Raw genomic sequence first — 26,193 nt, forward strand, 5'->3', positions numbered from 1 at the left:
CCCTCATGGATTGGCGGCGTTGGTTCAATTGGTCTGGCATGTGGCGGCGGGGATGCTGCTCATCTCCTCCTGGGACCTTTTCGGGGAAGTATAATCGTCACGAATATCCCTTATTGTGGCGCACCACCGGATCCGAGCCGGCTTCTACTCAGCTGGAACTTCGACCCCTGGTTGTTGGCCGCCATGCTGGGCGGGACGATCCTGCTGCTCGCGACCGTCGGGCGACAGCGGCCCGGTCTCGTCGCCGCCGGTTGCGGCATTCTGCTGGTCGCGTTTGTATCGCCGCTCTGTGCCCTCGCTAGCGCATTGTTCTCCGCGAGAACCGTGCACCACATTCTGCTGGTCGCCTGCGCGGCGCCGGTCTTCGCGCTTCTTTTGCCACGCGGGCGCTCCGGCAGCGCGGCGCTGCCCCTCGCCGCATCCACGGGCACGCTCTGGCTTTGGCACATTCCCGCTTTCTACACGGCGGCGCTCAATGATCATGCCCTGTACTGGCTGATGCAGATTTCCCTGCTCGGCACCGCCATCTGGTTCTGGCACGCGATACTCTCGGCGCGCGCGGCATGGCCGGCGGCGATGGTCACGCTTGCCGCTGGCGTGGGGCAGATGGGCCTGCTGGGCGCGCTGATCACCTTCGCGCCGCGCGTGCTTTATCCCCATCACCGCATTGCGCCCCTCACTTATGGGATCGATCCCTTGCACGATCAGCAGCTTGCCGGGTTGATCATGTGGGTGCCGGCGATGCTGCCTTATGCCGTGATCGCCGGATTGATCGCGCGGCGCGCTTGGAGCGACGGCTGGCGGTGGACGCCCGCGTGACAGCGTGGATTCCGCTCATCAAGGGATTGCACATCGCCGCGATCCTGTTGTGGGCTGCCGGCCTGATCGCCTTGCCGCTGCTGTTGGCGCAGCATGAGCGCGGGCAGGGTCAGCAGGCGTATCAGCGCATCCGCCGCTTCACCCATTATGGCTATACTCATTTGCTGACCCCGGCTGCGGTGATCGCGGTTGCGGCCGGCACGGCGCTGCTGTTTCTGCGCGAAGTGTTCGTGCCCTGGATGTTCGGCAAGCTGCTGTTCGTGGGGCTGCTGGTCGGGCTGCACGCTTGGATCGGCAATCTCGTCGTGCGGATGGGCGAGCATGGCAATCAGCGTCAGCCCTCACCGATCCTGCCGCTCGTGCTGCTCGCCCTCCTTCTGTGCGCGGCGATCTTTGCGATCGTGCTGAGCAAGCCCTCCATCGACTTGACCATGCCGGACTGGCTGACGACGCCGCGCGGCCGTCAATTGCCGGTCGACGAGGTGCCGATTTGATAGTCAAACACCAGCTTGCCGCCATGCCACCCGGCAAAGGCCACGAAAATGGCCGACAGCACGGAGAGCAGCAGGCCATAAGGGAGCACGGCGGATTCATAGCCGGACAGCCGATAGCCCCAATTGGCGCCGAGGACGGACAGCAAGGTGATCGCGACGATGAAGTGCGTCCAGCTTGCCGCACGAGCGCGAATACCCGGCACGCTAAGCAGCTCGACCGTTCCGGAAAGGCCGGCGAGCAGGCCCATCAGAAAGGCCATGCCGGTGCTCCACAGCGCCGCGCGCGCCCAGAAGCCGTCTCCGGTCCACCAGTAGAAGAGATCGGCGCCGAGCGCGCAGGCCGCAAGGCCGATCGGGAACGAGACGAGCATGGCGTGAACGGGGTGGCCGGACACGGCGATTTTCGATTCCGCGTCATCGAACGAGGGGTTCGCGCTGATCGGGTCGGTCAGCGCATCCTCGCGCTGTTCGGTGCTGGGCATGGCCGTCCTTTACGCTGTCTGCGCTCTCGGATCATAATGCCCGGCGCGGCGTTTTTCTCCAGCGGCTGTGCCGGCCGCTACTCGACGCTAGAGCCCGCAGGGCCGGCGGCGGATGCTATCGCGTCCTTGTGGTGGGTCATGCTGGCCGGGGCGGTGGCGATCCTTGTGCTGGTCTGCGCGCTGCTCGCGCTCGCCTTTCGACGCGGCTCACTGGAGCGCCCGACCTCGGCCAAGCGGTGGATCATCGGCGGCGGGCTCATCTTCCCGTCCGTCGTTCTCGTCGCGCTGCTAGCTTATGGTCTGGTCATTGGCGAGCGGCTGCTGCCGCGCAACGATGCGCAGACCCTGCGCGTCGTTGCCGAAGCGAGCCGGTGGCAGTGGACCTTCACGCAGCCCGGCCGCACCGGCGGTGTCGTCACGCAGGATGTGCTCAACATTCCCGCCGGCCAGCCGGTCGATGTCGAACTGCGGACGCTCGACGTCATTCACGCTTTCTGGGTGCCGCGCCTCGCGGGCAAGATGGATGCCATTCCCGGCCATCGCAATGTCCTGCGCATCGAGGCCAGCGTGCCGGGCGTCTATCATGGCCTGTGCGCCGAGTTTTGCGGCCCGGGGCACACGGGTCACGCCTTCCGCGTCGTCGCGCATGATCCAGCGGGTTGGGCGCGCTTTGTTGCGGGGGAGGGGCAGTGAAGGCGCTCCAGCTTCACCGTGCCCTAGAGCGCATCTGGGGAACGCCGCGCGGCTGGCGGGGCACCATCTCGACGGTCAATCATAGCGTGATCGGCGTGCGGTTGATGGTAACCGCCTTCATCTTCTTCCTGATCGGCGGCCTGCTGGCGATGCTGATCCGCGCCCAGCTGGCGACGCCGGGCAGCGCCTTTGTCGGGCCGGATATCTACAACCAGCTGTTCACGATGCATGGCAGCATCATGATGTTCCTGTTCGCGATCCCGATGTTCGAAGGGTTCGCGATGTACATGCTCCCCAAGATGCTGGGCGCGCGTGATCTCGCCTTCCCGCGTATCACGGCCTATGGCTGGTGGTGCTATCTGTTCGGCGGCACGATGCTGATCGTGGCGATGCTGCTGGGCATCGCGCCCGATGCCGGCTGGTTCATGTACACGCCGCTCTCCTCCAAACCCTATTCGCCGGGGATCAATTCCGATTTCTGGCTGCTCGGCATCACCTTTGTGGAGATTTCCGCAATGGTGACGGCGGTCGACATCGTCGTCTCGATCCTCAAATTGCGGGCGCCGGGCATGTCGTTGGATCGGATGCCGCTATTCGCCTGGTACATGCTGGTGACCGCGCTGATGATGCTGATCGGCTTCCCGCCGCTCATCCTCGGCTCCATCCTGCTCGAACTGGAACGCGCGTTTGGCTGGCCGTTCTTCGATGCGGCGCGGGGCGGGGACTCCCTGCTGTGGCAGCACCTCTTCTGGCTGTTCGGCCACCCGGAGGTCTACATCATCTTCCTGCCCGCCGCCGGCGCGATCTCGACGATCCTGCCGGTCATGGCGCGGACCCGCATCCTTGGATATGGCTGGATCGTGGCGGCGATCCTCGCGCTCGGCTTCCTGAGTTTCGGGCTGTGGGTGCATCACATGTTCACCGTCGGCATCCCGCATATGGCGCTGGCCTTTTTCTCGGCCGCCTCGACGCTGGTGGCGGTGCCGACCGGGGTGCAGATCTTTGCCTGGTTGGGCACGCTATGGGCCGGCCGGCCGCAGATGAAGCTACCGATGCTCTACCTGATCGGCTTCTTTGTCACCTTCGTGATGGGCGGGCTGACCGGCGTGATGGTCGCCATGGTGCCGTTCAACTGGCAGGCGCATGACAGCGCCTTCGTCACCGCGCATCTCCATTATGTGCTGATCGGCGGCTTCGTCTTCCCGATGCTGGCGGCGGCCTATTACTGGCTCGGGCATTTTACGGGGCGGCAGTATAGGTACACGCTCGGCAAGGCAGCCTTCTGGCTGATCTTCACCGGCTTTCACCTGACCTTTTTCCTGATGCATCTGGTCGGCCTGCTCGGCCAGCCCCGCCGCATCGACAGCTATCCCGAGGGGCTCGGCTGGACGGGCTATAATCTGCTCTCGTCGGTCGGCGGCTTTGTGATGGCGACCGGCGTGGCCCTGTTCGTCATCGATATCGCGCTGCAGATTTTCCACGCGCCGCGCACCCGCCGCAATCCGTGGAATGCGGGCACGCTGGAATGGGCGATGATGCTGCCGCCGCCATCCTACAACATCGCGAGCCTGCCCCATGTCGATGACCGCGAGCCGCTCGAAAAGGCGCCCGACCTTGCGCTTTCGCTGGCGCGCGGGGAGGGCTATCTCGCCGAGCCGCGCCATGGCTGGCGCGAGACGCTGGCCGTCGACACGGCAAGCGGGCGGGTGGAGCACATCGTCGTCCTGCCGGGCAACACGACGCTGCCTTTGTGGACGGCGATGGTTACCGGCAGCTTCTTCCTGCTGATGCTGTTCAAGCTCTACATCTTGACGCCGGTGCCGCTCATCCTGCTGGCGGCGCTTGGCTGGCGCTGGGCGTGGCTCCTTGGCGACAAGCAGGTTCGCGGCGCGCTGCCCATCGGACATGGGGTCGAGGCGCCGCCCCATGCCGAGAGAGGCGGATCGCCCGGCTGGTGGGGCAGCGTGTTCCTGCTGTTCGCCAACGGTACTTTCTTCGGCGCGCTCCTGTTCGGCCATGCCTTTCTCTGGATCATCGCCCCGAACTGGCCCCCGCCGGCGCTCGTCCTGCCTTCCCTCCCGATTTTGCTGGCGGGGCTCGCGGGGGCGGGGGTGACCACGCTGTTCGGCCGCCGCTTGCGCCATGTTGCCATTGCCGGGAGTGGGCTGGCGACGTTGCTGGCTGCGTTGATCGTGACGGCCTGGCTGCTGGCCCCCGCGCCCACGCTGCATGCTTATGGGGCGGTGGTGGCCGCGCTGCTCGGCTACGCCATGTTGCATGCGGCACTCGCTCTGTTGATCGGCCTGTTCGTCTGGCAACGGCGTCGGGCAGGATTTGTGGCCGCTACCCATGGTGCCGAGCCCAGGATCGCGCGGCTCTGGGCGGATTATGCCATTGCCGTCTGCGCCATCACGCTCATGTGCACCCATCTTCCCGGACTGCTGGCATGACTGCGCTGTTCAGAGCGATGGCAGGGCTGATCGCCTGGGCGGCGGCATTCGCGCTGCTATATGCCGTGCAGGGCCTCGCCTGCGCCTGGGGCTGGGACGATGCCGGCCTCGCCAGCGTGAGCGCCGCGCGGGTGGTGCTGGTCGTCATCTACCTGGTTTCGGTTGGTGCGGCGGCATGGCTATGCTGGGTCTTTCGGCCCCGCTCCGGTCGTATGGACCTGCTGGCCTGGCTGGCCTTTGCCAGCGCCGCCACCGGTCTGGTCAGCATCTTGTATACCGGCATACCGGTCCTCACCGCGACCATCTGCACGTGAGGGCTCGCCCTGACGGGAGAAGGCGTCGCCCGACGCCCTCTCGACGCCGGCCCCTCAGGGCGACCTTGATCGAGCCGGACATTCGCCGGGCTGATCTGGAAATCCGTGACTTTTCCGACCTTCAGCGCGTGACAAGCGCGCGAAACGCCCCTTATGGTGGCCCCGCTCCGTAACAAGCGATCAGTGCAGGCATCGCTGGGCGGAAGGCGACAGGAGGGGAAATTTGTGAGCAACAGGGTTCACCGCTGGCACACGCGGCTGATGGTCGCGGCAGGCGCCGCGCTTCTGGCAACGACGGCGACACCAGCCATGGCGCAGGCCTTTGGCGAGCGCAGTGCGGTCAATATTCCGACGTGCAACCGCGACTGTCTGATCGGCTATGCGCGCGATTACATGGCGGCGCTGGCGAAGAAGGACCCTTCGTCCCTCAAGCTCGCGGCAGACGTGCAGTTTACCGAGAACAATGTCGTCATCCCGATCGGCAAGGGTCTGTGGCGCTCGATCAGCAAGGTCGCGCCGACGGGCCTCGAAGCCGCCGATCCGCTCACCGGGCAGGTCGCCTGGTTCGGCGTGGTGTGGGAGCATGGCGAGCCCGCATATTATGCGATGCGGATGCGCGTGCAAGACGACAAGATCGACCAGATCGAGACGGTCGTGCATCGCCGCACGGGTCTGCCGGCGCCCTTTGGCGATCCGGACAAGGTCGCGCATCACCCTGCCTTCAACGAGGTTCTGCCGCCCGATCAGCGCGTCTCGCGGGCGCGGCTGATTGCGGTGGCGCAGAGCTATTTCAACACCGTCGAGCGAAATGACGGAACGGTGTTCGCGCCGTTCACGGGCGATTGCGGGCGGCTGGAGAATGGCATCAGCACGACCGCGCCGGGCAAGGGCGTTTCCGCCGAGCCGGGCGCGAATGGCAATGCGGCTTCGCTGGCCTCGGGCTGCCTCGAACAGTTCAAGCTCGGCATCTACTACATCAACAAGCGCATCCGCGAGAGGCGCTTCCCTCTCGTCGACGAGGAGCGCGGCGTCGTCATTGCCTCCGGCTTCTTCGATCATGACAATGAGGTGGACCGCTACAAGCTGACCGACGGGCGCGAGATGAAGACCGCGCTCAAATGGCCGAACTCGATCACGCTCTTGGAAGCCTTCCGCGTGAGAGACGGCGCGATTCAGGAGATCGAGGCCGTGTTCACCTATGTGCCCTATTTCATGCACAATCCCTGGGCGACCGGCCGCGAGCATGGGGAGCAGGGCGAATGAGGCGCGCGTTTCTCACCGCAGCCGCGCTCTGCGCGCTCGTCACCGCGCCGGCCATGGCGCAGACCACGGCACAATCTTCTGCGCCTTGCGACTCCGCCTGCCTCAGCCAGCTCGCGGGCAGCTTTATGAGCGCGATAGCCAAGGCCGATCCGGTCGGCGTGGCATGGGCCGACCCGGTGCTCTACGCCGAGAACAGCGTGCCGGTGCGCATCGGCGAAAACTCCTGGGTCACCATCAAGGCGGTCGATGATGCGCCGCTGGTGGTGACGGACAGCCAGACGGGCCGCGTGGTCTGGTTCGGTTCTGTCGAGGATCATGGCCAGCCCGGCTTCTACGCCATGGACATGGCGACGGAGGGCGGCAGGATTGCCGCCGTGCAATCCGTCATCCGGCGCAAGCAGGGGCGCCAGCCCTTCGGTGATCCGGTTACCTACGCGCCGGCCAAGAGCCTGACGAGCAGCCTCAGCCCGAAGGCACGTCTGCCGCGCGGTCAGATGAAGGCTTTGGTCGATGCTTATTTCTCCTCGGTCGCCGCGAATGGGGAAGGACCGGCGGTCAGCTTCGACAAGGGCTGCACGACCATCGAGAATGGCGTGCCGGTGACCGGTTTGCTGGCCGCCAAAAGTGCAAAGGATGCCGGCTGTGCGGCGCCTTTGACGCGCGGCCTGTTCGGTGAGGTCGAGGCTCTGCGCCATGAGGTCGTGGCCATCGATGAGGCACGCGGGCTGGTCGCTGCGATCGGCTATCGCGACCTCTCCGGGGCGCAGATGCAGTTCACCGGGCGGGACGGCCAGAGCTACCCGGCCGAGGCGCATTATGCGCGCACCGTCGGTTTCGTGAGCATCTTCAAGATCGCCAATGGCCGCATCGCGCGGATCGAGACGATCTCCAACGAAGTGCCCTATCTCATGCCCGCGCCGTTCGCCAAGCCGCTGCCGAAGGACATCATCGTCGCGGACAAGGGCGTGTTCCCCGAGAATGCCGACGTCGATTCCAAGGGCAATTTCTACATCAGCAGCTTCAAGGGCAACATCTACCGCGCCGTGCCGGGCAGTACGCAGGCCGTCGCCTGGATCCGTCCGGACGAGAAGAACAAGCTGGCGGCGGTGCTGGGCGTGCTCGTCGACGAGCGGACCAACACACTTTGGGCCTGCTCGGTGCCGATGGGGCAGGCAGGGGCGGTGTCCGCGCTCGTCGCCTTCGACCTCGCATCGGGCGATCTCAAGAAGCGCTATGAGATGCCGGCGCCGGCCAGCGCCTGCAACGACATCGCGCTCGCCAAAGACGGCACGGCCTATATCGCCGAGACCACCAATGGGCGCATCTTCACGCTTGCACCGGGTGCAGAGGCGGTGTCGCTGCTGGTCGAGGACAAGGCCCTGCTCGGCGGTGTCGATGGCATCGCCTTCAGCGAGGATGGCACGCTCTACGTCAACAATGTCCGGCAGAACACGATGCTGCGGGTCAATCGGCGAGGGGATGGCAGCTTTGCCGGCCTGACGAAGCTCAATGTCTCGCAGCCGCTCAACGGCCCGGATGGCCTGCGGCCCATCGGGGGCAATCGCTTCCTGCAGGCCGAAGTGCCGGCAGGGCGGATCAGCCTGCTCACCATCGAAGGGGATGACGTGACCGTGAAACTGCTCAAGGATGGCATGGACGGCGTGCCCGGCGTCACCCACTTCCGTGGCTTTGCCTATGCGGTAGAGAGCAAGGGCCGCTTCCTCTTCGATCCCGCCCTCAAGGGGCAGGACCCAGGCGCCTTCGCCTTGCGGGCCGTGCCGATGGGAGAACTGCGATGAGCCGCGCGGCATGGCTGGCGCTGGGGTTGGGCGCGCTGCTCGTCGCGGCCGGGCCGGTACAGGCCCAGAGCGCTATCGATCGCGAGATAGACACGCTCACCACGCGCGTCGAGAAACTGGAGGGCGCCCGCGCCGTGATGAAGCTGCAGCGCGCCTTCGGCTATTATCTCGACCGGGGCCTGTGGCAGGACGCCGCCGACCTGTTCGCGGACAAGGGCAGCATCGAGATCGGCGCCGATGGTGTCTATATCGGCAAGGACCGCATCCGCGATTATCTGAAGGCCCTGCATGGCGGGCAGGATGGGCTGATCTATGGCCAGCTCAATGAGTGGGTGACGCTCCAGCCGGTCGTGGATGTCGCGCCCGATGGCCGCAGCGCCAAGGCGCGCTGGCGCGACCTCGGGATGCTCGGCCAGCACAAGCAGCACGCCGAGTGGCGCGACGGCATTTACGAGAACGACTATGTGAAGGAGGACGGCGTGTGGAAGATCGCGCGGTTGCACCTCTACATCAATTTCGTGGCGCCTTATGAAAAGGGCTGGGCACGCCTCAAGCCCGGTGAGGGGCTGACACGCAGCGCGGCCAGCAAGGCCATGCCGCCGGATCGCCCGTCGACCAGCACGCGCGCCTTCCCGGATCGCACGCTCCCGCCATTCCACGCGCCCAATCCCGTGACTGGCCAGCCCGTGTCGGAGACCGTGCAATGAGCGCTCGCACCAGCATCATGGCCGCATTGATTGGCGGCCTTGTCATCACGGCGCCTGCGCCCGCCGCCGCCCAGAGTGACGCGGCGCTGCGGGGCAAGGTCGCCGCCTATCAGAAGCGGGTGCAAGCGCTGGAGGACCAGCTTGCCATCGAGAACCTCACCGCCACCTTCGGCTATTATTTCGACAAGGGCCTGTGGAACGAGGCGGCAGACCTGTTCGCCGCGCGCGGCCAGTTCGAATATGGGCAGCGCGGGGTCTATATCGGCCCGGCCCGCATCCGTCAGGCGATGCTGCTCTTCGGTCCGCAGGGGCTGAGCGCGGGCAGCCTCAACAATCATATGATGTTGCAGCCCATCGTCGTCGTCGCGCCCGATGGCCGCACGGCGACCGGGCGCTGGCAGGGCATGGTCATGCTCGGGCGCACCGGCGAGAACGGCAAATGGGGCGTCGGTCTCTATGAAAACCGCTATGTGAAGGAAGGCGGCGTCTGGAAGTTCGACAAACTACACTTCTACGTCACGGCCATGACCGATTACGACCTCGGTTTCGCCAAATATGCGATCCAGATGGAGGGGCCGAGCGCGCTCTTCCCGCCGGATCAGCCGCCCACGGAGGTCTATCGTTCCTTCCCGAACGCTTACCTCCCGGCCTTCAGCTACAGTCACCCGGTCACCGGCGCGCCGCTCAAGAACCTGCCGATGGACGGGGACGATATCGTCGGCCGGCCCGAACGGGGCATGGAGACCGGCAAGCGGGAAGAAAGCAGCGCAGCCAAGGGGATGAGGCAGCCATGATGAACCGGACACGCATCGTCGCGGCCTTCCTTGCCGCCTCCGCTTTGTTCTCCACCACGCCAGTCGCCGCCCAGACAGCGGCGGAGCGGCTGGCCGCGCTCGACGAGCGAATTACCCGGCTGGAGGATATGAACGCCATCGAGAAGCTGCAGCGCAGCTACGGCTACTTCGTTGACAAAAGCCAATGGCATCCGCTGTCCGAATTGTTCACCGAGGATGCCACGCTGGAGATCGGCGGCAAGGGCATCTTCCTCGGCAAGGCGCGGGTGCTCGAATATATGCAGAAGGCCTTCGGGCCGGACGGCACCAAGAAGGGTGCACTCGCCAACCACATGCAGTTCCAGCCGATCCCGGACATTTCCGCAGACGGCAAGACCGGCTGGGTGCGGGCGCGCGCCTTCGTGATGAGCAATGGCGGCTGGGGCCTGCCGCTCTACGAGAATGAATATCGTAAGGAGAATGGCGTCTGGAAGATCAGCCGCCTGACCGGTCCCTTCACCATGTACACAAGCTGGGAAGGCTGGGGCAAATGGGCGATGAACAACACCTGGCCGGACAAGTTCGATCCGCCGCCGGATCTGCCGCCCTCGGTCGTCTACCTGACCTATCCTGCTTATTACATCGTGCCATTCCATTATCCCAATCCGGTCTCCGGCAAGGTGTTCACACCGGATCGGGATGAAGTCGGCGCCTATCACCGCCCGCCGGGCACGAAGGAGCAGATGGACTCGCTCAAGGTCGGTCGCTGGGTCGATGGATCGCAGCCGATTGGCCAGCCGCCGAAGGACTGAACGCGATGATGGCGATGTGGAGACGGCCCGCCGGTGCGGTGGGGATAGCCGTGCTGGTTCTAGGCGCGCTGATGGTTGCGTTCATGGCGCAGTTGCAGGCGAGCGGCCGGGCCGAGGTCGACAGCGCGCGGATGGCGGCGCAGGCGACCGACGGCACGGAGTGGCTGCATGACGGGCGTACTTACAGCGCCCAGCGCTACAGCCCGCTCGACCAGATCAACGCGCAGAATGTCAGCCAGCTCGGCATCGCCTGGTATGACGATCTCGATACCTTCCGGGGTGTCGAGGCCACGCCGCTTTATGCTGATGGCGTGCTTTACAACACGCTGCCGTGGAACATCACGATTGCCTATGATGCCCGCACCGGCAAGCGCCTGTGGACTTATGATCCGCAGGTGCAGCGCGAGTTCGGCCGCTATGCCTGCTGCGAGCCGGTGGCGCGGGGCCTGGCGCTGTGGAAGGGCAAGGTCATCATCGCGACGCTGGACGGGCGGGTGATTGCGCTCAATGCGGCGGACGGCAAGCCGGTCTGGTCGGTGCAGAGCACGCCCAAGGACATGCCCTATACCATCACCGGCGCGCCGCGCGTGTTCGACGGCAAGGTGGTGGTCGGCAATAGCGGCGGCGACATGGGCATCCGCGGCTTCGTCGCGGCTTACGATGCCGACACCGGCAAGGAAGCCTGGAAATTCTACCTGACCCCCGGCGATCCCGCCAAGGGGCCGGATGGCGCAGCGTCCGACAATGTCATGGAGATGATCCGCAAGACGTGGTCCGGCGACTATTGGAAGCTGGGCGGCGGTGCCAATGCGTGGGACAGCATCGGCTATGATCCTGCGCTCAAGCTGGTCTATATCGGCACGGGCAACGGGTCGCCGCTCTCCTGGCATTATCGCAGCAACGGCAAGGGCGACAATCTGTTCATCTGCTCCATCGTCGCGGTGAATGTCGAGACCGGCAAATATGCCTGGCACTACCAGATGGTGCCCGAGGAGGACTGGGACTACACCTGCACGCAATCCATCGTCACTGCGGACCTGAAGATCGGCGGACGGGACCGCAAGGTGCTGATGCAGGCGCCCAAGAACGGCTATTTCTACGTGCTGGACCGCGCGACGGGCGAGTTTATCTCCGCCGGTCAGATTGCGCCGGCGAACTGGACGCTCGGCATCGATCCCAAGACCGGCCGCCCGAAGATGAACCCGGATGCGCATTATGGCCAGGATCCGTTTCTGGTGAAGCCGGGGCCGGGCGGCGCGCATAACTGGTTCCCCATGGCCTATAGTCCGCGCACCAAGCTGGCTTATTTCCCGCTCTACGAATCCGGCATGGTGCTGGCGCTCGATCCCGATTTCCAGCCCAAGCCGTTCCGCTCCAATGCAGGCTGGGGTGGATATACCGGCGAGGCGGCGAAGAAGCGTGGCGAGTTGATGAAAGGGGCCGTGGCCATGGACAAGGCCTATCTCCTGGCCTGGGATCCGGTGAAGCAGAAGGCTGCCTGGAAGATTCCGTTGCCGCGCCACGGCAATGGCGGCGTGATGGTCACGGGCAGCGACCTCGTTTTCGAGGGCACGACGCGCCAGACCTTCGCGGCCTTCGATGCCCGCAACGGCAAGCTGCTCTGGGAAATGCCGGTGCAGAGCGCGCCGGTGGCCGGGCCGATCACCTACACGCTGGATGGCGTGCAATATGTCGCCGTCAACGCTGGTTGGGGCGGGGGCGCCGCCATGGTCGAGCGCGGGCAGGGCATCGAGATGCCACGTGCGCCGGCCCGGCTGATCGTGTTCAAGCTGGGCGGCACGGCGCAGTTGCCGGCACTCCAGCCGGCCGCGAAAGCGCCGGAGCCGCCACCGCTCCGCGCCAGCGAGGCGCAGGTCGCACGCGGGGCGCAGCTCTTCGCCGAGACCTGCGCGGTGTGTCACGGCCAGCAGGCGATCGGCGGCGTCAAGGATCTGCGGATGATGACGCGCGAGACGCACGCCAAGTTCAACGACATCGTGCTCAAGGGCCTTTATGCCGACAAGGGCATGGCGAGCTTTGCGGACCTCATCTCGGCCGAGGATGCCGAGGCGATCCATGGCTATCTGATCGCGCGGGCCAATGAGGATTGGGGCGGCGTGTCGGACGGGAAGGGGCCGCACTAAGCGCCCTGAACGCCCTCAGCCGTAAACAGCAACGCCGGGGTTTTACCCCGGCGTTTGCGTGTGTGCCGCTATCGGAGAAGAGCTCAGCTCTCCTCTTGGGCCCCATCATCCTGCGAGCCGATGATGGTCGCGGTCACTAAGATGCCGGCGACGGTCAGCACCGGATTGCGGACCGCAAAGCGGAGGCCGTAGTTGATGAGGCGCGGCGTCACCGCTGCGACCACCATCTTGGCGAGCGTGCGGTTATCCTCATGCTTGATCGATTTGACGATCGGTTGCGCCAGACGCACGCTGGTCTTGCCAAGGGCGCGGCCGGTCTTGACCGCCTTGTCGGCAATGACCTGCGTCGTGCTTTTCTCATGCTCCACTACCACGGGCAGCTGACGCGGGTTCACGGCCTTGGTCCTCGCGCGGCGCGGGGTTGCCGATTTCGGCTTATCGGTTTTCGCTTGTCTCGTCATGATCTCGTCCCACGCCTGTTGTCTCTCATGGTCTAACGTCGGCGCGGGGTGCCCGTTCCCGTGCCCTTACCAGTCTTCCTGAGCACGGGTGATGAGATAGCCGTGGATGTCTTCGGCCTGCGCCTTGGTCAGCACCCCGCTGAAATTGGGCATGCCCTTGTGGAGCAGGGTTCCGTTCAGCACAATGTCGAGAAAGCCGTCATGCGCGTCCTTGCTCATCCGCCGCAGATCCTTGATGCCGCCGACGGCATTGTCGCCATGGCAGCGGTTGCAGGTCTCGCCATAGAGAGCCGCACCACGCGCGGCGACCTCGGCAGGGATGCGCTGGCGGGGCAGATAGGCGGTCTCTTCCTGCGTCTTCATCGGCGGCAGTGTCACGCCCTTGACGTCCAGCTTGAACACCAGCAGCTTGGCGGTGGCGAAGCGGAAGGGGCCATCCTTGGCGAGATTATAGACCGGCGAGCCGCCCCAGCCGACATTGAGCGCGATATATTGCTCGCCGTCGATCATATAGGTCATCGCGCCCGCGACGCCGGCCTGATCGACGTTCATTTCCCAGAGCTTTCGGCCGTTGTCCGCCCGGTAGATGGCGACGGTCTTGTTGATGGTCGGCTGCACGAGGATGTTACCCGCCGTGGTCAGCACGCCGCCTGAGCCGGGATGCGGATAGGGCACGCGCCAGGCCTCGCTCTGCGTCGCCGGGTTCCAGGCGAGCAGATAGCCTTTCTCGCTCGCCATGATCTCGTTCATCAGCTGCTTGCGTAGCTCCGGCTGGTTGGCATGATCGAAGCCGGTGTTGTTGCGCCCGCGCACATATTGGTACGCACCGTCCGGCTGGTTGGCGTAGATCGACCCCTGCTCCTGCGCCGAGAGATAGACCAGCCCGGTCTTGGGGCTGTAGCTCATCGGGTGCCAGGTGTGCGCGGCCATCCAGCTCGGGCTCATGATGTGCGGCGTGGTCGTGTTATGCGCGGTGGGCAGCACCACCGGGCGCCCCGTCTTCATGTCGACATGGCTGGCCCATGTGTTGACCGACACATAGCTCTTGGCGGAGATCAGCGCGCCGGTCGCGCGGTCCAGCACGTAGAAGAAGCCGTTCTTCGGCGCCTGCATGGCCACCTTGCGCAGCTTGCCGTCGATCTTGAGGTCGGCGAGCACGATGGGCTGGGTGCAGGTATAATCCCAGTCCTCCTCGGGCACCATCTGGTAGTGCCATTTATAGGCGCCCGTGGTCGCATCCACCGCCACCATGGAGCAGAGGAACAGATTGTCGCCCTTGCTGTCGCTGCGGTGATGCCAGCTTTGCGGGCTGCCATTGCCGGTGCCGATGTAGACGAGGTTCAGTTCGGGATCGTAGGCGAAGCTGTCCCACGCATTGCCGCCGCCGCCGGTCTCCCAGAATTTGCCGTGCCAGGTCGGCGCGGCGATCTTCATCGCGCTGTCGGAGGCTTCGCCGTCCGGGCCGTTGGCGGGGTTGCCGGGGACGATGTAGAATTTCCACAGCCGCTTGCCGGTCTCGGCATCATAGGCGGCCACGAAGCCGCGCGAGCCATAGTCCGCGCCGCCATTGCCGATGATCACCTTGCCGTCATAGACGCGCGGCGCGCCGGTGATCGAATATTGCTCCTTGCGATCGAAGGTCTGCGCGGACCAGAGCTCGGCCCCGGTCTTGCGATCGATGGCGATCAGCCGCCCATCCAGCGCGCCGATGATGATCTTGTTGCCCCAGGCGGCAAGGCCGCGCGAGGAGGGGCCGCAGCAGGCGAGGCCGGCCCATTCCTTGCCGACCTTGGGGTCGTACACCCACAATTTCTCGCCGGTCTTGGCATTATAGGCCGTGACGACGTTGAAGATATTTTCGTTGAAGAGCACGCCATCGATCACCAGAGGCGTCGCCTGCACCCCGCGATAGGTGTCGAGATCGTCGAACCACGCGAGGCCGAGGCGATGGGCATTGCTGTCCTTGATCTGGTCGAGCGGGCTGTAGCGCTGTTCGTCCCAAGTGCGGCTGTAGGATGCCCATTGGCCGGGCTGATCATCTGCCTTTACCATCTGCCCGTGGCCGATGCCGGCTTCCGTCGCCACCGAAGTGGTGGAGGTCGTCATCTGGCAAGCGCTGGCGCCCAGCAGCGCCGTTGCGGCCAGAATAGCAAGCCCGTGCGTCTTCATATCCTCTCCCGACGTTCTGCCGCCTGCGCGCGATGAGCAAGGCGGTGCCACGCCTTCAGGCTATGCCGCACCCGATGCGTGAATCCAACGCCGCTGGCTTGACCCGCGCGTCACACTTGTTGACCCATGTGGCTACCGGGTGGGGATTGAGATCAGAGTGCTGATCAGGCGACGCGGCGGGTGATTGTCTCGACAGCCTCATATTGGGAAATTTCGCCGCCCTGTTTGCTGGTGTAGAGCGCCTTGTCGGCAAGGGCGAGCAGGTCTTCGAGCGCTTCGTCCCGGCCGCGCGACACCACGAAGCCGTGGCCGGTCGAGATCTTGAGGGTCAGCGCGCCGATACTGAATGGCTGGGTGATCGCCTCCCGGATGCGGGCAGCGAGCTGGGCGGCATCGTCGGCGTTCACGATGTCATATTGGATGACCGCAAATTCGTCCCCCCCGAGCCGCGCGACGATGTCGCTGTCCCTTATCGTCCGGGCGATGCGCTTGCCGGCAGCGGCGAGCAGGGCGTCGCCAACCGGATGACCATGGCGATCGTTGACTGGCTTGAAGTCGTTGAGGTCGAGATAATGGACCGCGACCAGCTTGTTCTCCGCCCCGGACGCAACGACCTGTTCCCACCACTCGCGCAGCGCGATGCGGTTGGGGAGGGCGGTCAGCGCATCCTTGCGGGCGAGGTGCGAGAAGGCGATGCGCAGCGCAATGTCGTCCGCCGAGCGGTTCTGCTTGCCGCGCAAGCTCTGGATGCCGCTGAGCAGGATCGCCGCCATCACGGCGCCGCTGAGCTTATAGAGAAAGTCGGGTTGCAGTAGCATCGCGGCGATCACCGGCCCGAGCGCCAGCATCATGCTCGGCACCGCGATCCACATCCGCGATCCCATACCGACAGCGACGCCGGCGCAATAGCTGAGCGACAGGGCCGCAGCCACCATATGGGCGTCTGCCGAGGGGAGCTGGAGCAGGCGAAAGCCGAAGAGGCCAAGCACAAGGGAAAAACAGAGATAGGGAATCGCAAAGAGCCGCTCGAGATATCTCGCCTGCTCGATCGTCACCCCTTCGGCATGGATGATCGGTGCGATCAGATGCGCGGACACGAGGCGGGCCACGGACGCAACTGCGCCCAGGATCAGCAGGACGAGCAGGATGCTGTCCCCGGTGCGGTTCAGGATGACCAACCCCGCCGACAGAAAGCTGATCGTCATGACCAGCGCCGGCGCGAAGGCATGAAAGAGGCCGCGAATCAGATCGATTTCAACTGCTTCGGGGTGATGACGCAGGGGGCTGCCTCGGCCTTTGATGTTACCCACCGTCACATCTCACATCTTATTTCGGTCAATCACGGAGGGCTCGTCTCATCAAGCCGCGCAGCTCGCCGTGAGCACTTCATCTAGAGGGTGAAATGTCTCCAAATCTTTAAAGTTGTTATTATTTCCGGCGACCCGTTGTGCCGCGCCTCATCGGCACAGAGCACTGTAGCAGTGCTTAACGCCCGGTCCATTCCGGCCGGCGCTTTTCCACAAAGGCTGCCATGCCCTCCGCCTTGTCTTCGGTGGATGCGAGAAGCTGGAAGATGCGCCGCTCGCTGACCAGACCCTGGGTGAGTGTGGTTTCGAACGCGAGGTTGACCAGCTCCTTGTTGGCCATGACGGCCAACGGCGGCATGGCGGCGACCGCCTCGGCCGCCTTCAGCGCTTCGTCGAGCAGATCGTCGGCCGGCACGATGCGCGCGACGAGGCCAGCCCGCTCGGCTTCCTCTGCATCCATGCGGCGGCCGGTCAGACACAGGTCCATCGCCTTGGCCTTGCCGACCGCGCGGGTGAGCCGCTGCGATCCGCCCATGCCCGGCGCCACACCCAATGTGATTTCAGGCTGACCGAACTTGGCCGTGTCTGCCGCAATGATGAAGTCCGCCATCATCGCCAGTTCGCACCCGCCGCCGAGTGCAAAGCCGGCAACCGCCGCGATCCACGGCTTGCGCGTCGCGGCGATGCGGCTTGTCCACTGCGCGAACATCTCCGCGCGGTACATGTCGGCGCCGGTCTTATCGGCCATCTCCTTGATGTCCGCGCCGGCGGCGAAGGCTTTCTCGCTGCCAGTGAGGACGAGGCAGCGCTGCGCGTCGTCCGCATCGTAGCCCTCGAATACCGCGATCAGATCGGCCAGCACCTGGCTGTTGAGGGCGTTGAGCGCCTGGGGACGATTGAGCATGACCAGCGTGACGGCGCCGCGCTGCTCGACCAGCACTGTCTCATAGCTCATGCGCAATCGCTCCCTTAACGCCTCCGGTTCAGAGGATATATTTGCTCAGGTCCGTGTTCTTGGCGATACCCGAAAGCTGGCGTTCGACATAGCCGGCATCGATGGTGATTGTCTCGCCCGCGCGGGTGTCAGCCTCGAAGCTCACATCCTCCAGCAGCTTTTCCATCACGGTCTGCAGTCGGCGGGCGCCGATATTCTCGACCTGCTCGTTCACGTCGGCGGCGATCTTTGCGATCGCGCGGATACCGTCCGGCGCGAGCTGGATGGTGACGCCTTCGGTCGCCAGAAGCGCGGCATATTGCTCGGGCAGCGAGGCCTTGGTGTCGGAGAGGATCGCGACGAAATCCTCCTCGGTCAGGCCCTTCAATTCCACGCGGATCGGCAGGCGGCCCTGCAGTTCCGGCAGCAAGTCGCTCGGCTTGGCGACATGGAAGGCGCCCGAGGCGATGAACAGGATATGGTCGGTCTTGAGCGGGCCGTATTTTGTGGCGACCGTCGTGCCCTCGATCAGCGGCAGCAGATCGCGCTGGACGCCCTCGCGGCTCACCGATCCGCCGCGCACGTCGCTCACCGCGATTTTGTCGATCTCGTCGAGGAACACGATGCCGTTCTGCTCGGCCGAGGCAATGGCGACGCGGGCGACATCGTCCTGATCGAGCCGCTTGTCCTGCTCTTCCTCGACCAGCTTGTCCCAGGCATCGGCAACCCGCATCTTGCGACGCTTCTTCTGCTGCTGGCCGAGCGCCTTGGACATCATGTCCGACAGGTTGATCATGCCGATATTGCCACCCATGCCGGGGATTTCCATCGGCGCGGCCGGGGCATCGGTCACCTCGACCTCCACCTCGACATCGTTCATCTGGTCGCTCTCGATCCGCTGGCGGAAGGAGAGGCGCGTGGCCTCGCTGGCTTCCTTGCCGGTGAGGGCATCGAGCAGCCGGCCCATGGCCGCCTCGCTGGCCGCGTCGCGCACAGCCTCGCGCCGACGCTCGCGTTCGAGGCGCACGGCTTCCTCAACAAGATCGCGCACGATCTGCTCCACGTCGCGGCCGACATAGCCGACTTCGGTGAACTTGGTCGCTTCCACCTTGATGAACGGCGCATCGGCCAGCTTGGCGAGGCGCCGGCTGATCTCGGTCTTGCCGCAGCCCGTGGGGCCGATCATCAGGATGTTCTTGGGCGTCACCTCGTCGCGCAGCTCGGGCGAGAGCTTCTGGCGCCGCCAGCGATTGCGCAGGGCAACGGCGACAGCGCGCTTGGCCTCGGCTTGACCGATGATGTGCGCATCCAGCGCGGTGACGATGGCTTTGGGGGTGAGATTGTCGTTCATAAGGGTGCTTTGAAATCCGTTCGTGTCGAGCGAAGTCGAGACACGTTGAGGCCGGTCTGTCCGTCTCTCGACTTCGCTCGAGACGAACGGGGTGAGGCGGGATGATGTGTCAGGTGGCGCTGTCCAGCGTCTCGATGGTCAGGCTGTCATTGGTGTAGACGCAGATTTCCGCCGCGATCTTCATGGCCTTGCGGGCGAGCGTCTCGGCGTCCTTCTCATAATCCTGCAGCGCCCGCGCGGCGGAGAGCGCGTAATTGCCGCCCGATCCGATCGCGGCGATGCCTTCCAGCGGCTCCAGCACATCGCCATTGCCGGTGAGGATCAGCGTCGTATCCTTGTCCGCCACGATCATCATGGCCTCAAGATTGCGCAGATATTTGTCCGTGCGCCAGTCCTTCGCCAGCTCGACGGCGGCGCGCATGAGCTGCCCGTTATGCCGCTCCAGCTTGCTCTCCAGCCGCTCGAAGAGGGTGAAGGCGTCCGCCGTGGCGCCGGCAAAGCCGCCGATCACGCTGCCATCATGCAGGCGGCGCACCTTGCGGGCATTGGGTTTCATGACCGTCTGCCCCATCGAGACCTGGCCATCGCCGATGACGACGACCTTTCCTGAAGCGCGGACGGAGAGGATGGTGGTGCCGTGCCAGACCGGCATGGCGCTGTGCTGGGTGTCTGCCATGCGCCGCGATATGGGTGAGGGGAACCGGCCATGCAAGCGGGCAGCCGTCGGTCGAGCGCGCGCAGCGTGCGATGATCACCCGGCGGCCACCAGAATCGGGGATGACAGGGCTTGGGCGGGCGATTATCTGGCGCCGCCATGACACCTGCCGATCCCAACGCTCCGCTCCGTCCGCTGCCGCTGCTGATCTTCGGGTCACGCTGGCTGCAGCTCCCGCTGTATCTGGGCCTCATCGTCGCGCAGTGCGTCTATGTGTTCCTGTTTATCAAGGAGCTGATCCACCTCGTCCTCCACGCCTATGAGTTTACCGAGCAGCAGATCATGCTGATGGTGCTCGGGCTGATCGACGTGGTGATGATCTCCAACCTGCTGATCATGGTCATCGTTGGCGGCTATGAGACCTTCGTGTCCCGGCTCGGCCTACAGGGCCATCGCGACCAGCCGGAGTGGCTCAGCCATGTGAATGCCGGCGTGCTCAAGGTGAAGCTGGCAATGGCGATCATCGGCATTTCCTCGATCCACCTGCTGCGCACCTTCATTGAGGCCGGCGCCATGGGCACGCCTGCGGCTCGCGTGACGAGCGAGGGGGTGATGTGGCAGTCGATCATCCACGGCCTGTTCATCATATCCGCCATCGGCATCGCGTATGTCGACCGGATGACGCAGACCAAGCACTGAAGCGAACCGCAGCGTCGCGCTGGTAGCCCGAAGGAATCGCACGGAAGGCCGACACAGCGGCTTGACATGCCGCCCCTCAATCGCCAAAGCGCTCGCCTCCGCGATTGGATCGCCGGGCGCGTAGCTCAGTGGTAGAGCACACCCTTCACACGGGTGGGGTCGCAAGTTCAATCCTTGCCGCGCCCACCATTAAATGCCCTGATTTCAAGGGCTTTTAATGCACCATTCCCTCCGAATAGTATAGCCGCATTTGCGGAACATAGTAAAAACAAAGCCCGTTTTGAGCGTGTCGCTCGTACAAATCCCGTACACGGATTTTTTCAGAAGCAGCGATCCGCGCGCACGATGTTCGGAGCAGCGGCATGACCGCGCGCGCGATCGGTGGCGTCCTGGCGGGAAGGGTCAACGGCGAGCGTGCCCGGACATTTCAGAAGGTCTGGCGCGATAGCCGTCACCCTGGCGACTATGAATCGCGGCGCTGGGCGCGGGAGAACACGTTTCCGAGTTCGGAAAACAATGCCCGCATGACGCAGCTTGAACATCTGATGCTCTCGACCAAGCTGCCAGGGCGCAGGCGGGGGATCGTTGGAGATGTCGAGCTGGCGGTCTACCGGTTCCTCCTCCGCCGGCGCTGCCGGAAAACCGGTCGGCTGGACTATGCGATCAATTATATTTCGCAGGCAGTGCGGCGTTCGCGCTCTGCCGTGGTCACAGCATTGAAGAACTTGAAGGACCACGGCTTCCTCGACTGGCAACGCCGTACCGAACCGGTCGACGATTATCAGCCCGGCGGGCAATATGTTCGCCAGATCAGCAACGCCTATTTCCTGACGCTGCCCGGCAAGGTCGCCAACATCATCCGCCGCATTCTCCGTCGCCCGCCGGCTGGCCAGGCCGAGGCGGTCCAGGCCCGCAAGATCCGCGAGGCGTGGGACGCATTGCCTCCCGAGGATCAGCTTGCCCAGGTCACCGATCCATATCTCCGAAAAACGCTCGAACGCATGTCGCGTCTTTTTTCAAATAGGGCGAGTCCACCCGGCGGCATGATTGAGGCCGTTTCCGAATAAAGAGAGAAGGACTCGCTGCGCGAGGCGCAAATTATCGGAGCCACGACCCCCGATCAGCCCATGGAGGCACCCTCACTCTGCGGACGCACCGTAGGGGGCGGACCGGCTTGGGCCGGTCCTGGGGTATCCAGGGGGATACCGCGCAAGGGCTGTGCCATAATCAGGCGTCGAAAACGGGGGCTGGGTGCGTCAAAGTGCGTCGCCGCCGATGCGTCGCGCTGCGGTCTCAAAGCTCGGAGGACCGCCGATGCGGCGTATAATGCCTGTTGCGTCATTTCTGGCAGGGGAAGCGTGCAGGCGAGGGGGGGAGCTAAGCGCGGCGCGCGCGGCCGAAGTGGCAAGGATGTTGGCGCCGGACGCGATTTAGCCGCGCGCAGCCCATCCAGCCCAATTACGCCTGCCTCGGTATGACTTCGTAAATTTTTGCTAGGCATTGAAGATAGCCATCGCAGACGATCGCAACAGGCTTGGGCGAGCGGATCCGCCGCGCTCGAAGGGTGCGGTAAGGCGACCGTCCTGGCCATCGGTGGCGAAGGGGCGAACCGAGATATCAAAGCTCATCACGCTCTTAGGAGCTCAGAAGGCGGTGCTTGATGACGACGACGAGGAAGAATGAACGATCCTCACTCGACAACTTCCTCGAAGCCGGCCCCGTGCTTGCAGAGGACGAGGATGAAGCGCGCCGGAGTGAGAGGCTCTGCAAATCGGTGATGGTCAAGTCGGAACGGGACAAGTCGGAATGAAAGGCCGTTGGTCATCACGCCTTGCGGGCTTGGCGAAATCTACCCAAGAAACGGGGTCTCCTAAGAACGGTTTCCGCAAACCGGGCCGGGCGGCCGAAGATCAGAGCTTATGGCTCTACACCCGCTTGCCAATCGGTATTGGTGCGCTCCTTGGAATTCTAACGTGGCTCTTTAAAGGGCACTGAGCGCGCCCCGTTCCCCGCCGTTAAGCGGGAGACCTCGCGGGCACGGCGTTGCCCATGGGCTGGTAGGGCTCGAAGGCGATGGCTTCCTCGCCGACTCGGTCATTCACTTCGAGGAACCGCATCTGCAGCGGCTCGATCTCGTTGGCGAAGAAGATGTCATTGGCCTTGCCGACATCACCAAAGCCGCCATTATTCTGGGGCACGACGCCGAGGATCTGGGGCGGCACGCGGTGCGCGGCGAGAACGTCATCGCGCGTGGTGCCCTTGATGCCCAGAAACTCATCCTTGGCCGCGACCTCGCTGATCGGGATGATCTGGACGCCGTCCTTCTTCCCGCCCGGCGCATTGATGAACAGGTTCTTGAAGTTGCCGACGCCCTTGGCTTCGCGCAGGGCCTCGCGGACCATGTCCACGTCCTTCTGATCCATGCTGGCCTCGCTCAGGTAGAAGACGAAGCCGGCGTGGGCGCCATTGATGTAATAGCGACGGCGGAACAGCGTGGCGGCCTCATTCAGGAAGGCCGATTGCATGGCCGAGAGATATTCAGGCAGGCCGTAGATTTCCTGCGCAACATCCGGCTCGGCGAGGTGGATCAGCCGGCCCCGATCATATTCATGGGGCTGGCCAAAGCCGCCCCAGGCATGGTCTGGCAGGAAGAAGGCGCGGCCGGCCTTGCCGATCCGCGTCCGCACGGCAAGGCTGTGATCGAGGCGCATCACGCGGCCGGCGATGTTGGGCACTTCCTCGAGGAAAGCATTGCCCATCACCAGATAGTCGAGGGCGAACTTGCCGAAGGCGGTGCGGCTGAGCAGCCGGGAGGGCTTGAAGTGCTTCACCAGCAGGTTGCGCTTCACGCGGATGGCACTCTCATGGTGCGGCTGCACATGCAGGGCGCGGCCGAGCAGCTTGAACGGCACCGGCGGCTCGAACCATCGGCCCTCGAACCGGCATTCGACATAATTGAGCAGATCCCGGCGATTGAGCACGCTCTCGGCATCGCCAAAGGAAAACATGCGCACGCCCGTGCTCGTTTCGACATCGATATCGGTGCCGCTCATCACATTATCTCCATGCTGGATTTTCCGCCGACACCGCCGTCCATCGGTTCACAGTAGAGGACGTGCAGAAGTGCCCAGGCGAGATCGCCGTGCCCGGTGGCCTCGCTGCGGCGGGCCACATAGGTCATTTGCTTGCCGCCAGCGGTGAGCTGGGGGTGGATCGACATCAGGGCGGCAGCGAGATCGCGCCAGCCCGCGTCAAACTCGATGCGGCGCTTGGTGAAGACGTTCTTGGCCTTGAGCACCATCATCGTCTTGGTCAGCGCCGAATAATCGATCCGCCTGGCCATCAGGAAGAACTTGACCACCTGCTGATGCACCGCAGCGCCCATCCCCGTCGTGTCGATCGCGATTTCGGTGACGCGATATTTCGAGCACAGCTTCTTGATTTCGGCCGCCTGCGCCTCGAAATCCTTGCCGCGCCACTGCAGCTTTTCGAGCACGCGGAACTTGCCCTTGGGGCCGGTGGGCGGCGCCACCACCACGCACGCCGCGCTGTCGCCGTCCTCGCTCTCCTGCGGATCATAGCCGATCCACACTTCGCCCTGGCCGAAGGGCTGCAGGGCATAGGGGTCGAAGTCTTTCCAGACATCCCAGCTATCGACCATGCATGGACGCAGCATCGAGAGCGGGAAGCTGGACTTACTGTCGTCGACAAAGTCGCACAGGAACAGATTGGAGAATTCGTCGACCGAATATTCCAGCTCCAGCTCGGCGCGGTCGATGAGGTTGAAGCCGCCGGCGATGGCATCGTCCAGATTGACGATGTGCCGCCAGATCTGGTCGGCGCCCATGGCGCCATGCACGGCAAGCGCGCTGTGGCTGACGTCGATCTTGATCTGATCTTTGCGCTCGCGCCGGCGGTTGAATCGCTCGCCCGTCCACATCGGATAGGCCTCGTGCGCGATCGTGGACGGCGTCGAGAAATAGGTCTTGTGGTAGCGCTTTTGCGTCGCGATGGCCGACGCGACCTTGTTGATCTGCTCGAAGCCGAAGATCCAGAAGCACTCGTCGATATAGACATCGCCGTGATAGCCCTGGGCGGTGCGATAATTGGTGCCGAGGAAGTAGAGGGTGACGGGTTCGAGTTGCTTGCCGTCCTCATCCTCGCCGCGATCGATGACCAGCGGATCGCCCTTGAGCATCTTGCCCGTCTGCGCGAACACGAATTCGACGATGTACTGCCGGAAGATATTGGCCTGCGCCCGGCTCGCCGAAATGAAGATCTGGTTGTTGCCGGTCTCCAGCGCGCGGATCAGCGCCTCGCGGGCGAAATAGAAGGTCGCGCCGATCTGGCGGCTCTTGAGCAGGAAGCGCGTGCGGCGGCTGATGTTCTGCCACCAAGTTTCCTGATGACCGAATAGCCCGTCGAGGAAGGCGGTCTTGAGTCGGCCGGCCTCGTCGCGCGTGATGAGGTTCTTCGGCGCCTTCTTCTTCGGCTTGGCGTTTCGTGCGGCAACCTTGGGATTGAGGTCGCCCTCATGGCCGCCGGGTTCGCCATAGCGGCGCACGCGGGCCGTGCGCTCGATCACGCGGGCCAGCGCGTCGATTTCCTTATAGTCGTTGTTGTTCTTGTCTTCCTTGAAGATCAGGGCGTTGAGCCGCATTTCGCAGCTATCTTCGAGGCGCCGGATGACCGGATCGTCCTCCCAGCGGTCGCGGTCCTTCCACGCCTGCACCGTCGTCCGCTTGAGGCCAAGGACGGCAGCGATTTCCGTCACGCCATAGGCGCGCCAGTACAGGCTGCGCGCGACGCGGCGCACGTCATAAGGGACGGCCTGCCCATCGCTGCCGGTCAACATGCTCATAGCGGCGCGAGAATGGAGCAGGCGCCAGCGCGGCGCCCGGTGCGCCACTTGTGAGAACGGTCCTCACAATCGGCACCGGTTGTCTCTCACCCCTCGGAAATGGCCAATGGCGGGACTGATTTTGAACCCGCAGTTCGAGCCGCAGGGAGCCGAGAATGGCCAAGACCAAGTTTTTCCGTGTCGCCGTCGAAGGGCAGACCGTCGATAACCGGGCGATCTCCCGCCAGATGATCCAGGAGATGGCCGACAGCTACAATCCGGCCACCTATGCCGCCCGCATCAACTGCGAGCACCTGCGCGGCTATTCGCCCGATGGCCCGTTCAATGCCTGGGGCACCGTCGACGGCGTGAAGGCCGAGCAGATCGACCTGCAGATTGGCGGCAAGACCGAAAAGCGCCTGGCACTCTTCGCCTCATTCGATGTCACGGACGAAGCGCAGCGGTACAATCAGGCGGGCCAGAAGCTCTTTTCTAGCGTAGAGATCCAGCCCGACTTCGCCGGCACCGGCAAAGCCTATCTTGTCGGCCTCGCATTCACCGATTCCCCGGCATCGCTGGGCACCGAAGTGCTGAAATTCAGCACCCGCGATGACAAGCGGAAGGACAATCTATGCCAGATCGAGGAATTCGAGATGGCCTATGCCGAGGAAGCACCCACTCCCGGCGGGCTGGCTGACTTGTTCAGCAGCGCCAAGGCGTTTTTCGAGAGCTTCAAGGCCGCGCCGGCGACCGCGGAAGTCGTCCCGCCCGTAAGTCCTGCGCCTGCCGGCGCTGCCCTGACCGATCTGGACAAGTTCGCCGCGACCATGGCTGGCATGTTTGAGAAGATGGGCGAGGGCGTCACGCAGGGCTTCACGGCGATCAACGCCCGTGTCGCCAAGCTGGCCGAGGATCAGGCCGCCCTGGCAAGCACCATCGAGAAGACCCCCAGCCAATCCTACCGCTCGCGCGAACCCGCCAGCGGCGGCACCGGCGAGCTGCTCGCCGACTTTTGACACCCCTACCG

The 26,193-nt window shown here is 64.3% G+C and carries 24 protein-coding genes and 1 tRNA gene; 16 read left to right on the forward strand and 9 right to left on the reverse strand.

The window, feature by feature from the left end; genetic code table 11:
* Window positions 1-171 precede the first annotated feature (171 nt).
* Both M2336_RS09245 and M2336_RS09250 read left to right on the forward strand, forming a co-directional pair.
* Window positions 172-819: a cytochrome c oxidase assembly protein gene (locus M2336_RS09245; protein WP_264592895.1), complete on the forward strand. Its 648-nt coding sequence runs from the start codon at window positions 172-174 to the stop codon at window positions 817-819.
* Window positions 816-1,313 carry a CopD family protein gene (locus M2336_RS09250; RefSeq protein WP_264592896.1) on the forward strand — a complete coding sequence of 166 codons (498 nt, stop codon included), beginning with the start codon at window positions 816-818 and terminating at the stop codon, window positions 1,311-1,313. The genes M2336_RS09245 and M2336_RS09250 overlap by 4 nt, the downstream gene beginning before the upstream one ends.
* On the opposite strand, the gene M2336_RS09255 is transcribed toward M2336_RS09250, so the two are convergent.
* Window positions 1,283-1,795 carry a DUF2231 domain-containing protein gene (locus tag M2336_RS09255; RefSeq protein ID WP_220128507.1) on the reverse strand — a complete coding sequence of 171 codons (513 nt, stop codon included), beginning with the start codon at window positions 1,793-1,795 and terminating at the stop codon, window positions 1,283-1,285. The genes M2336_RS09250 and M2336_RS09255 overlap by 31 nt on opposite strands.
* A 36-nt stretch (window positions 1,796-1,831) precedes the next feature.
* Here M2336_RS09255 and coxB point away from each other — a divergent pair, with 36 nt between their 5' ends.
* The 9 genes from coxB to M2336_RS09300 all read left to right on the forward strand — a co-directional run bounded on the left by coxB (window position 1,832) and on the right by M2336_RS09300 (window position 12,750).
* Complete coding sequence (coxB, locus tag M2336_RS09260) at window positions 1,832-2,488, forward strand: cytochrome c oxidase subunit II (RefSeq protein ID WP_264574733.1); 657 nt, start codon at window positions 1,832-1,834, stop codon at window positions 2,486-2,488.
* Window positions 2,485-4,938: a cytochrome c oxidase subunit I gene (gene ctaD / locus M2336_RS09265; RefSeq protein WP_264574734.1), complete on the forward strand. Its 2,454-nt coding sequence runs from the start codon at window positions 2,485-2,487 to the stop codon at window positions 4,936-4,938. Before coxB ends, ctaD begins: the two co-directional genes overlap by 4 nt.
* The gene (locus M2336_RS09270) at window positions 4,935-5,252 is read left to right on the forward strand and encodes a hypothetical protein (RefSeq protein WP_264574735.1); all 318 of its coding nucleotides are present in this window, start codon (window positions 4,935-4,937) and stop codon (window positions 5,250-5,252) included. Before ctaD ends, M2336_RS09270 begins: the two co-directional genes overlap by 4 nt.
* Before the next feature lie 225 nt (window positions 5,253-5,477).
* A complete protein-coding gene (locus M2336_RS09275) occupies window positions 5,478-6,515 on the forward strand; it encodes a hypothetical protein (RefSeq protein ID WP_264574736.1) in 1,038 nt (345 codons plus the stop codon).
* Window positions 6,512-8,314: an SMP-30/gluconolactonase/LRE family protein gene (locus M2336_RS09280; RefSeq protein ID WP_264592897.1), complete on the forward strand. Its 1,803-nt coding sequence runs from the start codon at window positions 6,512-6,514 to the stop codon at window positions 8,312-8,314. Before M2336_RS09275 ends, M2336_RS09280 begins: the two co-directional genes overlap by 4 nt.
* Window positions 8,311-9,021: a nuclear transport factor 2 family protein gene (locus tag M2336_RS09285; protein WP_264574738.1), complete on the forward strand. Its 711-nt coding sequence runs from the start codon at window positions 8,311-8,313 to the stop codon at window positions 9,019-9,021. Before M2336_RS09280 ends, M2336_RS09285 begins: the two co-directional genes overlap by 4 nt.
* Window positions 9,018-9,815 (forward strand): nuclear transport factor 2 family protein, encoded by a 798-nt coding sequence (locus M2336_RS09290; protein WP_264574739.1) that lies wholly within the window; start codon window positions 9,018-9,020, stop codon window positions 9,813-9,815. The genes M2336_RS09285 and M2336_RS09290 overlap by 4 nt, the downstream gene beginning before the upstream one ends.
* Window positions 9,812-10,606: a nuclear transport factor 2 family protein gene (locus M2336_RS09295; protein ID WP_264592898.1), complete on the forward strand. Its 795-nt coding sequence runs from the start codon at window positions 9,812-9,814 to the stop codon at window positions 10,604-10,606. The genes M2336_RS09290 and M2336_RS09295 overlap by 4 nt, the downstream gene beginning before the upstream one ends.
* Window positions 10,607-10,620: 14 nt before the next feature.
* On the forward strand, window positions 10,621-12,750 hold the full coding sequence (locus tag M2336_RS09300; RefSeq protein WP_264592899.1) for a PQQ-dependent dehydrogenase, methanol/ethanol family: 2,130 nt from the start codon (window positions 10,621-10,623) through the stop codon (window positions 12,748-12,750).
* 83 nt (window positions 12,751-12,833) lie between these two features.
* Here the strand turns inward: M2336_RS09300 and M2336_RS09305 are convergent, their stop codons facing one another.
* The 6 genes from M2336_RS09305 to hslV all read right to left on the reverse strand — a co-directional run bounded on the left by M2336_RS09305 (window position 12,834) and on the right by hslV (window position 19,624).
* The gene (locus tag M2336_RS09305; protein ID WP_264574742.1) at window positions 12,834-13,145 is read right to left on the reverse strand and encodes a hypothetical protein; all 312 of its coding nucleotides are present in this window, start codon (window positions 13,143-13,145) and stop codon (window positions 12,834-12,836) included.
* 132 nt (window positions 13,146-13,277) lie between these two features.
* Window positions 13,278-15,380, reverse strand: coding sequence for a PQQ-dependent dehydrogenase, methanol/ethanol family (locus tag M2336_RS09310; protein WP_264574743.1), 2,103 nt, complete (start codon window positions 15,378-15,380; stop codon window positions 13,278-13,280).
* A 164-nt stretch (window positions 15,381-15,544) separates the two neighbouring features.
* Window positions 15,545-16,690, reverse strand: coding sequence for a GGDEF domain-containing protein (locus M2336_RS09315; RefSeq protein ID WP_264592900.1), 1,146 nt, complete (start codon window positions 16,688-16,690; stop codon window positions 15,545-15,547).
* A 175-nt stretch (window positions 16,691-16,865) separates the two neighbouring features.
* A complete protein-coding gene (locus M2336_RS09320; protein WP_264574746.1) occupies window positions 16,866-17,642 on the reverse strand; it encodes an enoyl-CoA hydratase-related protein in 777 nt (258 codons plus the stop codon).
* A gap of 28 nt (window positions 17,643-17,670) precedes the next feature.
* Complete coding sequence (hslU, locus tag M2336_RS09325; protein ID WP_264574747.1) at window positions 17,671-18,972, reverse strand: ATP-dependent protease ATPase subunit HslU; 1,302 nt, start codon at window positions 18,970-18,972, stop codon at window positions 17,671-17,673.
* A gap of 109 nt (window positions 18,973-19,081) precedes the next feature.
* Window positions 19,082-19,624 (reverse strand): ATP-dependent protease subunit HslV, encoded by a 543-nt coding sequence (hslV, locus tag M2336_RS09330; RefSeq protein ID WP_264572210.1) that lies wholly within the window; start codon window positions 19,622-19,624, stop codon window positions 19,082-19,084.
* A 162-nt stretch (window positions 19,625-19,786) separates the two neighbouring features.
* Here hslV and M2336_RS09335 point away from each other — a divergent pair, with 162 nt between their 5' ends.
* The 4 genes from M2336_RS09335 (at window position 19,787) to M2336_RS09350 (ending at window position 22,136) form a co-directional block, all read left to right on the forward strand.
* The gene (locus M2336_RS09335; protein WP_264574748.1) at window positions 19,787-20,326 is read left to right on the forward strand and encodes a TIGR00645 family protein; all 540 of its coding nucleotides are present in this window, start codon (window positions 19,787-19,789) and stop codon (window positions 20,324-20,326) included.
* Between the two features lie 114 nt (window positions 20,327-20,440).
* Window positions 20,441-20,515, forward strand: a tRNA-Val gene (locus M2336_RS09340).
* 173 nt (window positions 20,516-20,688) lie between these two features.
* The gene (locus M2336_RS09345; RefSeq protein ID WP_264592901.1) at window positions 20,689-21,393 is read left to right on the forward strand and encodes a hypothetical protein; all 705 of its coding nucleotides are present in this window, start codon (window positions 20,689-20,691) and stop codon (window positions 21,391-21,393) included.
* Window positions 21,394-21,986: 593 nt separating this feature from the next.
* Entirely contained in the window at window positions 21,987-22,136 is a 150-nt protein-coding gene (locus M2336_RS09350) for a hypothetical protein (protein ID WP_264592902.1), read from the forward strand.
* A 205-nt stretch (window positions 22,137-22,341) separates the two neighbouring features.
* Here M2336_RS09350 and M2336_RS09355 read toward each other — a convergent pair whose 3' ends face one another.
* Together M2336_RS09355 and M2336_RS09360 are read right to left on the reverse strand one after the other, a co-directional pair.
* On the reverse strand, window positions 22,342-23,379 hold the full coding sequence (locus M2336_RS09355; protein ID WP_264592903.1) for a phage portal protein: 1,038 nt from the start codon (window positions 23,377-23,379) through the stop codon (window positions 22,342-22,344).
* Window positions 23,379-25,187 carry a terminase large subunit domain-containing protein gene (locus tag M2336_RS09360; RefSeq protein ID WP_264592904.1) on the reverse strand — a complete coding sequence of 603 codons (1,809 nt, stop codon included), beginning with the start codon at window positions 25,185-25,187 and terminating at the stop codon, window positions 23,379-23,381. The genes M2336_RS09355 and M2336_RS09360 overlap by 1 nt, the downstream gene beginning before the upstream one ends.
* A gap of 155 nt (window positions 25,188-25,342) precedes the next feature.
* On the opposite strand from M2336_RS09360, the gene M2336_RS09365 reads away from it, so the two are divergent.
* Window positions 25,343-26,182: a GPO family capsid scaffolding protein gene (locus M2336_RS09365; protein ID WP_264576264.1), complete on the forward strand. Its 840-nt coding sequence runs from the start codon at window positions 25,343-25,345 to the stop codon at window positions 26,180-26,182.
* The last annotated feature ends 11 nt before the right edge of the window (window positions 26,183-26,193 follow it).

Source organism: Sphingobium sp. B1D7B (assembly GCF_025961965.1).
Taxonomy (GTDB): Bacteria; Pseudomonadota; Alphaproteobacteria; order Sphingomonadales; family Sphingomonadaceae; genus Sphingobium.